Below are 10,192 nucleotides of genomic sequence, written 5' to 3'. Positions count from 1 at the left end.
TTCAATCAACAATGAACAATCTGGTGTCATTCTGAACAAAGTGAAGAATCTCACAAGGTAATGGCTTTCGCATCTTGCTTCGACTTCCTGACCATCCGGCAGGCAGGTGCTCAGCATCTCCACGGAATGACAATGTGGACCTGTTATATCATTTCGAACGCATGTGAGAAATCTAGTTTTTTGGTAAATGTTGAAGGGTGTATGGCAATGTTCAATTAACAATAAATAATAATCGAACAACGAGAAACCGATAACGAACAACTGTTAACTAAGCCACACTAATGCCACCTATTCACTCGAATCAATTAAAACTGAACATTTAGCACTTAAAACTATTTCTTGGCTCCTGGTTCTTGATTCTTCGATTTTTGGAGTGTTGGATATTTGGATTCTTCGTTCTGGTATCTGAAAGGTATCGACACGAATGACACCTATTCACTCGAACCAATTAAAACTGAACATTTAGCACTTACAACTTATTACTTATCACTATTTCTTGATTCTTGATTTTTGGATACTTGGATTCTTGGATTTTCAGCGCCTAATAATAGGTTTATTGATTGTTTGTTTGAAGGTTGGTTTCTTAACCCTTAACCCCAAACTCCGGCTTCTTGATTCTTGGATTTTCAGATTCTTAGCTCTAACATCCAATATCTTAAGTCTCACATCTCACATCAGACGTCTGAGCTATCAACGTTGAAAAACAAAAAACCACCGGTTGCCCAGTGGTTGTTTTCTTAAGGTTCGATGACATTTCATTTTCTACTCTTCCATATACTTTTCTACAATAATAGTAATGGGAATGTCAGTGTGGTTATGGCCATCAAATGCGGTTACCATAATGCTGTGTTGCTCGGCACTGTCAAAATTAAGTTGCTTGCCCTCATCCAGTCTGAGTTCACCTGATTTGCTGATTTTAAATAGGTTATCATCGTTTACGGCAATCGTAAATGACGGTTCTTTGCCTTCCGGGTCACGTGCAAGCACGCTTCCGATAACAGCGGAATCCTTAATATTGTCAACCACATTGAATTCCTGTGGTTCGGCCACGGGAGCCTTGTCCTTTCGGACATGAATGGTAATGTTGGCTGTTGCTTCATATTCATTATCCGATACCCCGACGGTAATGATATGTTGGGAGGCTTCTTCGTAGTTTAAGGATTTGCCCTCGGCCAATGAGATTCTCCCTTTATCCGAAATATGGAAAAGATCGTTGTCATTGTTGATGATAGAGAATTTGAGCTCATCTTGGTTGGCATCGGTTGCTTGTACCAAACCAATTTTATTGGAAGTATCGATACTTTCAATGGTGTTGAAACTTTGATTTTCAATTTTTGGTGCAACATTGGAGAAGTCGACCGGAGTTACCTTAACGGCAATTTGGGCACTTGAGGTAATCTTCCCATCCGACACGGTTATGGTAATCTCATGGATTGCATAACTCGCAAGATCGAATGTTTTTCCCTGAGCGAGTCGAAGTTGACCATCATTTGCAATCTCAAACAACCCATCGTCATTTTGGCTAATACGGTAGGAAAGTGTGTCCCCATCAGCATCGGTGGCCACGGTCATCCCAATGGGGTCGGAAGGGGTAATGTCTGCCAAAACATTGAATATTTGATCCTTGATAACGGGGTAGTTGTTCGGATCGTCCTCCTTTTGGCAGGATAAAACAAGCGCCATTGTGGCTGCAGATAGACATAAATTTCTAATTTTCATGGTAATAATTTTAATTTGGGGGTGCAAGATGCATCGAACAGGAATGGCATCGGCAGGTGATCTTATGGATATCACATTTGGGTTGATGCACCATCTGTTTTTATAGGTGAATAGATGAATGGCATTATTTTAGGCACATTTTATACTTTTGGGGTTCTAAACAGTAAACCTCATACTATGAAAAAATCGCTATTGACCGCTATGGCCTTCTTTGTGCTATTGGTCGTTTCGGCCCAAACTGAAGAAGAACTCAAGGCCCAGATCGGCCCCAAAAAAGATTCCATTGCCGCCATTCAGGGTCGTGTGGATGCCCTTCAAGCCCAATTGGATGCCCTTCCGGGTTGGAAAGTGGGGGCCTTCGGAACCATCGGGGGAAGTCTTTCCCAATTCAACAACTGGTTTGCCCAAGGTATACCCAACAACTCTTCCGGAAATATCGGATTTACCGTGAATGCCTTTGCTAATTTAAAGGAAGAGAAGTTCTTTTGGCGCAACGCTGCCAATGTGAACCTAGCTTGGGTAAAGTTGGATGACAAGGACGATCCGAACGATGATGACAGCTTTCGCCAAGCAACGGATGTGTTCAATATTTCATCCCTGTACGGTAGAAAATTGAGTGAAAAATTTGCGATTTCCACACTTGCGGAATACCGAACCACTTTATTGAGCAATTTTAATGATCCCGGTTATCTCGACATTGGTGTCGGTGCCACGTGGACCCCGATTCCCGATTTGATCGTGGTGATGCACCCACTCAACTACAACTTTGTGTTCAGCAGTGAGGACACCATTTTTGAATCATCGATGGGAGCCAAGATCGTGGCCGATTATACCCGTCAGATCGGCGCTGTAAGTTTTAAGAGTAACCTGTCCATGTTCCAGAGCTACAAAAGCAGTGACCTGAGCAACTGGACCTGGACCAACTCTTTCAGCTACACGTTATGGAAAATGATAGGCGTAGGGTTCGATTTCGGTCTGCGCAACAACAAACAGGAAACCTTGAACTATATTGTGAACCGGGCACCGACCCCAGACCCCAATGCCACTTTCGACACCATCGACAACGAATTGCAAACGTATTGGACCCTAGGTTTGAGCTATAAGTTTTAATTCTCGATACGATTTTTTCAAACTGAAAAAATCACTCGAATAGACAAATTTCAAATTATAGATAAAAAAAGCCCTCTATAAAGAGGGCTTTTTTGTGGGGTTTAATGATTTTTTAAGTTCTTAAGACCATGTGTAAGTAGGTTAAGATCATTGAAGATCGGGGTGGACACTAAATGACTTAAAAACAGTTTGAAAGTAGGTCAAATGTGGTTATCCCCTAAATAATTGTTGTGAACTGCCCGAATTTTGTGGTGCAACCGATATTGGTAGACATGTAATCGAAAAAATGGTGCATTTGGACTTGTACGAATCAAAATTCGTCCAGATGCTCCGGGTACAAAAAGTTATTGTACGGAAAGCGGGTCACATGAATGTCACGCACCTCGTCATACACCCTTTTTCGGAACTCGTCCAAATTTTCTTTGTTCAGGGCCGAAATGAACAACGCCCGATCACCGATCTTGCTGAACCAGGTGTTTTTCCATTCCTCCAACGTAAAATGGGCCGTGGTGCGTTCCGTGGTCAGGTCGTCTTCGGCAATGGTCTCGGGATGGTACTGATCGATTTTATTGAAGACCATGATGGTCTTTTTTTCAGCACAACCGATTTCGCCCAAAATTTGGTTTACGGAGGCAATGTGTTCCTCAAAATTCGGATGGGAAATATCCACTACATGTAGCAACAAATCCGCTTCGCGTACCTCGTCCAAGGTACTTTTAAAACTTTCCACCAGTTGTGTGGGCAATTTTCGGATAAATCCAACCGTATCACTCAACAAAAAGGGCAGATTGCCAATCACCACTTTTCGTACGGTAGTGTCCAAGGTGGCGAATAGTTTGTTTTCCGCAAATACCTCGCTTTTGCTGATCACGTTCATCAAGGTTGATTTGCCCACGTTGGTGTACCCTACCAAAGCCACCCGGACCAGGGCACCACGATTACCCCGCTGGGTTTCCATTTGGCGATCGATCTTGGTAAGTTTCTTTTTTAACAGCGCAATGCGGTCACGCACAATACGCCTGTCTGTCTCAATTTCCGTTTCACCGGGTCCGCGCATCCCGATACCCCCTCGTTGCCGCTCCAAGTGCGTCCAAAGTCCTGTCAATCGGGGCAAAAGGTATTCGTATTGGGCCAGTTCCACTTGGGTACGGGCATAACTGGTTTGGGCCCGCTGTGCAAAAATATCGAGGATCAGACCGGTTCGGTCCAAGATCTTGCACTTGAGCAACTTTTCAATGTTGTTCTGTTGGGCAGGGGTTAGCTCATCATCAAAAATTACCGATCCGATATCATTTTCTTTGACGTAGGCTTCCACCTCTTCCATTTTACCGGTACCGATGTAGGTCTTGGGATTGGGCACATCAATACGCTGAATGAAGCGTTTTTTTACTTCGCCTCCAGCGGTGTAGGTCAAAAATTCCAACTCATCCAGGTACTCGTTTACCTTGGTCTCATCCTGTGTTTGGGTGATGACTCCGATCAGTACCGCATTTTCATAATCTATCGACTTCTTTTCTAACATCAAATGGAATTAAAGTACAAATTTACACAATGTTTTGGTTGCTGTTTTGTACTTTGCCCAAATCAATCCCTTCAAAAAAAGCAACTTGAGAAGATTCGATAACAAATACACAGTAGCTTTTTACAATCTGGAGAATTTTTTCGACACTTGGGACGATCCCCATGCCCTGGATGATGATTTTACCCCGAAAGGTTTCCGGAACTGGAACAAGCATAAGTTTGAAAAGAAGGTGAAGAAAATAGCAAGGGCCATTTCAAAAATAGGGCTGGAGGATAGTAGCCTTCCGCCCGTGCTGGTGGGCATTGCGGAGGTGGAGAACAAAACAGTGATCAAAAGCCTGCTTTCCGCCAAAAGGCTGCGCAACATCGCCTATGATTTTGTCCACTTTGATTCCCCGGATGAGCGAGGCATCGATACGGCTTTGATCTATCATAAAGGACATTTTGAGGTGCTAAATGCCGAAATTGTTCCGTTGATGGTGAACAATACCAATGGTGATCGCGATTTAACACGGGATATTTTGTATGTACACGGAAGGTTGCATGAAGAAGAGGTCCATGTATTTGTGAACCATTGGCCCTCGCGAAGGGAAGGAGCAGATGAGACCAGTTACAAACGAATAAAAGCGGCAGAAACCATCATTGGGAAATTGGACCAATTCGAAAAAGGGCCTAAGAATTTGATCATCATGGGTGATTTTAACGATGATCCAAATTCAGAGAGTATTCAAACCTTGATGAAAACAGGCCTGTTCATCAACCCCATGGAGCAGTTGTTGACCCAGGAAGCCGGTAGTGCCAATTATAAAGGAGCGTGGAGCCTATTCGACCAGATTTTGGTTTCCCATAGTTTTTTGAACGTTGAGCCCGGAACGCACTCCTTTGTTAAGGCAAAGGTTTTTGCACCTCGTTTATTGCGGGAATGGAAGGGGCGTTATCGCGGAAATCCGTATAGAACCTTTGCTGGCAAGAAGTATTTGGGAGGGTATAGCGATCATTTTCCAGTTTATATGGTCCTAAAGGAACATAAATAATAAAGTAAGAAAAAAGATACACCACATAAAAGTTAATTATCACAACAACTTACAGCAAAACACTATGTATTTCATCGAATAAAGTAGGAATTATACCGATGATTTAGCTCTTCAATAATATATTCGTAGTACAAATCTTACCTAAACTTAATTTATGGACTACGGATATCCTACAGGGGCTAAGGGAGCGATCTTAACCATTACAATTGCGGTTTTAGGCATTTTTTCTGTAAACGGCCAATCCCAAAAAGCCAAACAGCACATCAAATCTTCCAACAAGACAGAAAAGATAGTTTCCCTTATTTCGGAATGGGAAACGGAACACAACATTACAGCTCAAAAAATCGGACAGCTTACTTCCAAGGGAATGAAGAAAGTGGAAAAAGCTGCCAATGGTTCCCAAATTGAGTTGAAAGCCATCGGAGCAGATGGTACTCCTTTGTATTTTACCACATTGAACGACCCTGCGTCCCAAACATCCAGGGCCCATACACTATATAACAATGGCCTTTTGAATCTCGGCTTGAGTGGTACTGGAATGGAAGTGGGCGTCTGGGATGCCGGGGTGGCCCTTACTTCGCACCAAGAATTTGATGCCCGCGCCAAAAATGCGGATGGCTCCACTGAAATTAGTTTGCACTCCACTCTTGTTACCGGAAATTTGATTTCTGCAGGTGTAGAGCCCAATGCCAAAGGGGTTGCCTTTGGTGCCAAGGCCATGACCCACGATTGGACCCGTGACAAGATCGAAGTGGCCGAAGCGGCCGCCAATGGGTTGTTGTTGAGCAACCATTCTTACGGGATTCTATCGGACAGGGTACCAGATTGGTATTTTGGAGCCTACATCAAAATTTCCCAGGATTGGGACAAGATCATGTACAATGCGCCCTATTATTTAATGGTGACCGCGGCAGGAAATGCCCAAAATTCTTTTGACAATGCCACGCCAAATTTCGGAAAATCTGCCGATGGGTTTGACTTGTTGTTGGGGTTTACCACTACGAAAAATGGATTGACCATAGCCGGTGCAAATACAGAAATTGACAGCAAAGGTAATTTGACCAAGGCCAGTGTGGCCGGCTATAGCAGTTTTGGTCCCGTGGATGATGGTCGTGTAAAACCTGATTTGGCTGGTGACGGTTCCAACATCCTATCCACCAGTTCGGCCACCAACAGCAGCTATCAGGTTTCTTCTGGAACATCTATGGCTGCCCCCGGGGTTACAGGCGCACTTTTGTTGTTGCAACAGTACCATGAAGAACTTTTTGGCACGTACATGAAGGCAGCAACCCTTAAGGGTTTGGCTTTGCATACCGCTGATGATGTGGATGCAAAGGGTCCCGATTACAAAATGGGCTGGGGCGTTATGAATGCCAAAGCAGCTGCTGAATTGCTTCAAAACAAGGAGTTTACCTCTTTGGTGAACGAGGAAAACTTGACCAATGGCGAAACCTATTCCATTACCGTAAAAGCCAATGGTGATGGTCCCTTGATGGCTTCTCTATCTTGGACCGACCCAGAAGGCACCTACGTGAACCGAGGCGAGTTGAACAACAGCACTGCAGCATTGATCAACGATTTGGATATCCGTATCACCAAAAACGGTGAAACGTACATGCCTTGGAAATTGAATCCTGCCAGGGCCAATGATGCGGCCACCAAAGGGGATAACCAGGTAGATCCGTACGAGCGCATCGAGATTGCCAATGCCTCCGGCGAATATACCATAACAATTTCCCATAAAGGTTCCCTGACCCATGGCATCCAAGACTTTTCCCTGATCGTTTCCGGTGCACAAATTTCGGCATGTTCGATTGATGTGCCTTCCAACTTGGAATTGGGAACCACTACTGAAGAAAGCGCCCAAATATTGTGGGACCAAGCGGAAGAGACCCTTTTTGAAGTTCAATATAGAAGTATCGATTCGGATTCATGGACCAGTGAGCTGACCTGGGAAAACACGTTTGACCTTTCTGGTTTGGAATTCGGTAAGGTTTACGAGGCCCGTGTCCGTTCCATTTGTACCGAAAATGCCGTATCCGAATTTTCTGAGACTTTGGAATTTGAATTCAACGGTACAGCAACGCAACTTATGGAAAATGCGCCCTTAAGCATTCCTCAAGAACTAAATATTGCCGTGTACCCCAATCCTACTGTGGATTATTTGAACATAAAGGCCGAACTGTCCAAAGACGCCCAATTTTCCATTGTAACAACCTCAGGCAACATTATCCGAAAAGGAAAAACACAGGGGTCAATCAATGTGTCTTCCTTGGCTTCAGGATTGTATGTGTTGGTGGTTCAGGATTACGCCGGTATCAAGAGCACCAAATTCTACAAAAACTAAAAGGTCATGAAATTGCCAAAAACCAATCCATCATTTACGGGTGAGGAAAGACGGTTGGAACGGTTGGTGAAGCTGCTATTCCTGCCGATCATACTTTTTTGATCTCCTCGTCCTTGAGTAAGTCCTCGTTACGCATACGCAAGAATACTTGAGCGGTAGTGACCACATCCAATTCGCAATAGGTAATGATGCGGTCCAGGTCATTTTCCTCATAGTACACATCCTTAACCATGCTTCCGTCCATATCCTCCTTGGGAGAAGGGATGCCCAACACATGGGCCAGCAGTTTTAGCGAAGTATAGTGTTTGTAATCCCCGAATTTCCAAAGTTCCATGGTGTCCAAATGGGGTACTTCCCATGGTTTTTTTCCGAATAGATCCAATTTGTAGGGTAGGTTGATTTCGTTGATCACCATACGTCTGGCGATGTAGGGAAAATCGAATTCCTTGCCATTATGGGCGCACAATATGTGTTTGGCTTGGCCAAAATGGTCTTTCAGCAACTGTTTGAACTGTTTCAGAATATGGACCTCGTCCCCGTGAAAGGAAGTCACTCGAAAGGTCCGTTGTTCGCCTTTCATGTTGAAATAGCCCACGGAAATGCAAACAATTTTTCCGAATTCGGCCCAAATACCGGCCCGCTCGTAAAATTCCTCCGCAGTGAACTCTTCCTTCCGCTGATATTGGGATTTCAGTTCCCAAAGTGCCTGTGATGTTTCATCCAGTTCGGAGAATTGTTGTTTTTGGGGTACGGTCTCGATATCCAAAAAGAGGATATGTTCCAGGTTAAGTTTATAAAGCATGGTAGCCAATTAAAAAAGAGCGGTCTGTTTTACAGGGCTCTCGTGTTCCAATAACCATTTTTTCCTATGCAGTCCACCTGCATAGCCTGTGAGGTCTCCATTGGTTCCTATAACGCGATGACACGGAACCACAATCCAAAGTGGATTTTTGCCATTGGCCGAGGCTACTGCGCGAATGGCTTTGACATCGCCGAGTTGTTTGGAAAGGTCCAAATAAGAAATGGTTTTTCCAAATGGAATTTCTTGAAGGGCTTCCCAGACTTTCTTTTGAAAATCGGTGCCCTCAGGATTTAATTTGAGATCGAATTCGGTACGTGTTCCTTCAAAATATTCCTGAAATTGCTTTGCTGCACTTTCCAAAATACCAGGAATAGTACCAATTGGTTTATTTTTGTCCAAAACCGAAACGGATGCAAGGCCGTTTTCATCTCCTTTGAGCTCTGCAATTCCTATAGGCGTTTGTATGTAAGCTATTTCCATCATTCCACTTCATCTTTACCTTCAATAATACCCAATCGCTTGGCGCGGCTATGCCAGTTCTTTCTGGCTAGGGACTGCAGGTCTTCCACGTTGTCACTTTCGTCCATGATCTCCAATCCGAGCAAGGTTTCGATCACATCCTCCATGGTCACCAAACCACTTACGGAACCATACTCATCCACCACCAACGAAACATGCTCCCGCTGCTTTACAAACTTGTCAAACAGTTCGGGAATGGGCTTGGTTCTGCTGGTCACCAAAATTTCCCTTTTGAGTTCCGCCAATTTGCGGTTTCCCTTTTTGTTGATGATGGCTTCCATGAGCTCATCCTTTAAAAAGAAACCGGTAATGTTGTCCATTCGATCTTTATACAACGGAATACGAGAAAAGCGCAAGGGCCTATTGGCGTCAAAAAATTCCTTGATGGTCATGTCCTCGGAGGCGATTTTCATCACTGTTCTGGGAGTCATCACATCTTTGGCCAATATTTCGTCAAATTTCAACAGGTTTTTGATCACTTTGGATTCCGATTCCTGGAAAACCCCTTCTTCATGGGCAATATCGGTCATGGCCGTAAAGTCTTCCCTACTCAATACACTGCCGTGTTCACCTTTGGCACCAATCAATTTGGTGAACAACTGCAAAACCCACAAAAGTCCCGTCCACTTTAAAAGAAACACCATAATATTGAGCGCCTTACCCGTAAAGTTGGCCAATTGTTTCCAATAGGTGGCTCCAATGGTCTTTGGAATGATTTCAGAGGCCACTAAAATGAGAATCGTCATTAGTGTGGATACAATACCCACCATAAGATCCTCGGTGAGTTTAAATCCAAGTATGCTTCTTTCTGAGGAACCATATAGTTCGGCATAAGCGGCTTTTGCTTGTACCCCCACTAAAATTGCCCCAACGGTGTGGGCTACGGTGTTCAGGGTCAGGATGGCAATCAAGGGTTTGTCCACATCCTTTTTAAGGTTTTCCAAAGTGGAGGCATATTCTTTGCCCGCTTGCTTCTTAACATTGATAAAGGTTGGGGTAATGCTGAGCAGAACCGCTTCCAAAATGGAGCAGAGGAATGAAAAGAAAATGGAAATAAGGGCGTAGAATAATAGTAGTCCCATGAATCTAAGTATTGATTCAAAAGTAGCTAAAATTCCACATAGCCAAAGGTTAGCCTCC

General features: G+C 44.0%; 8 protein-coding genes. 3 read left to right on the top strand and 5 right to left on the bottom strand.

What is annotated here, in order from left to right:
* Positions 1-762: 762 nt before the first annotated feature.
* Positions 763-1,719, bottom strand: a complete 957-nt coding sequence (locus EO131_RS06690) for a cadherin domain-containing protein (protein WP_127020173.1) — start codon at positions 1,717-1,719, stop codon at positions 763-765.
* 177 nt (positions 1,720-1,896) lie between these two features.
* On the opposite strand from EO131_RS06690, the gene EO131_RS06685 reads away from it, so the two are divergent.
* On the top strand, positions 1,897-2,829 hold the full coding sequence (locus EO131_RS06685; protein ID WP_127020171.1) for a DUF3078 domain-containing protein: 933 nt from the start codon (positions 1,897-1,899) through the stop codon (positions 2,827-2,829).
* Positions 2,830-3,139: 310 nt separating this feature from the next.
* Here the strand turns inward: EO131_RS06685 and hflX are convergent, their stop codons facing one another.
* Positions 3,140-4,351: a GTPase HflX gene (gene hflX, locus EO131_RS06680; protein WP_127020169.1), complete on the bottom strand. Its 1,212-nt coding sequence runs from the start codon at positions 4,349-4,351 to the stop codon at positions 3,140-3,142.
* A gap of 85 nt (positions 4,352-4,436) precedes the next feature.
* Between hflX and EO131_RS06675 the strand changes: the two genes are divergently transcribed.
* Positions 4,437-5,384 (top strand): endonuclease/exonuclease/phosphatase family protein, encoded by a 948-nt coding sequence (locus EO131_RS06675; RefSeq protein ID WP_127020167.1) that lies wholly within the window; start codon positions 4,437-4,439, stop codon positions 5,382-5,384.
* A gap of 154 nt (positions 5,385-5,538) precedes the next feature.
* Positions 5,539-7,731 (top strand): S8 family serine peptidase, encoded by a 2,193-nt coding sequence (locus EO131_RS06670; RefSeq protein ID WP_127020165.1) that lies wholly within the window; start codon positions 5,539-5,541, stop codon positions 7,729-7,731.
* Positions 7,732-7,819: 88 nt separating this feature from the next.
* Here the strand turns inward: EO131_RS06670 and EO131_RS06665 are convergent, their stop codons facing one another.
* Genes EO131_RS06665 through EO131_RS06655 form a run of 3 tightly spaced genes read right to left on the bottom strand, consistent with a single transcriptional unit; the run spans position 7,820 to position 10,134 of the window.
* Positions 7,820-8,533 carry a 3'-5' exonuclease gene (locus EO131_RS06665; protein WP_127020163.1) on the bottom strand — a complete coding sequence of 238 codons (714 nt, stop codon included), beginning with the start codon at positions 8,531-8,533 and terminating at the stop codon, positions 7,820-7,822.
* Between the two features lie 9 nt (positions 8,534-8,542).
* On the bottom strand, positions 8,543-9,013 hold the full coding sequence (locus tag EO131_RS06660; protein WP_127020179.1) for a methylated-DNA--[protein]-cysteine S-methyltransferase: 471 nt from the start codon (positions 9,011-9,013) through the stop codon (positions 8,543-8,545).
* Complete coding sequence (locus tag EO131_RS06655; protein ID WP_127020161.1) at positions 9,013-10,134, bottom strand: CNNM domain-containing protein; 1,122 nt, start codon at positions 10,132-10,134, stop codon at positions 9,013-9,015. The genes EO131_RS06660 and EO131_RS06655 overlap by 1 nt, the downstream gene beginning before the upstream one ends.
* Between the last annotated feature and the right edge of the window lie 58 nt (positions 10,135-10,192).

The organism is Flagellimonas beolgyonensis (assembly GCF_003992615.1).
Classification (GTDB): domain Bacteria; phylum Bacteroidota; class Bacteroidia; order Flavobacteriales; family Flavobacteriaceae; genus Flagellimonas; species Flagellimonas beolgyonensis.
The sequence above is the reverse complement of the archived record's forward strand: the minus strand, read 5'-3'. Positions and strand labels throughout refer to the sequence as shown.

Coding starts and splice junctions, on each gene's coding strand:
- EO131_RS06690 (WP_127020173.1), bottom strand. CDS start 1,719: ATGAAAATTAGAAATTTATGTCTATCTGCAGCCACAATGGCGCTTGTT.
- EO131_RS06685 (WP_127020171.1), top strand. CDS start 1,897: ATGAAAAAATCGCTATTGACCGCTATGGCCTTCTTTGTGCTATTGGTC.
- hflX (WP_127020169.1), bottom strand. CDS start 4,351: ATGTTAGAAAAGAAGTCGATAGATTATGAAAATGCGGTACTGATCGGA.
- EO131_RS06670 (WP_127020165.1), top strand. CDS start 5,539: ATGGACTACGGATATCCTACAGGGGCTAAGGGAGCGATCTTAACCATT.
- EO131_RS06660 (WP_127020179.1), bottom strand. CDS start 9,013: ATGGAAATAGCTTACATACAAACGCCTATAGGAATTGCAGAGCTCAAA.
- EO131_RS06665 (WP_127020163.1), bottom strand. CDS start 8,533: ATGCTTTATAAACTTAACCTGGAACATATCCTCTTTTTGGATATCGAG.
- EO131_RS06655 (WP_127020161.1), bottom strand. CDS start 10,134: ATGGGACTACTATTATTCTACGCCCTTATTTCCATTTTCTTTTCATTC.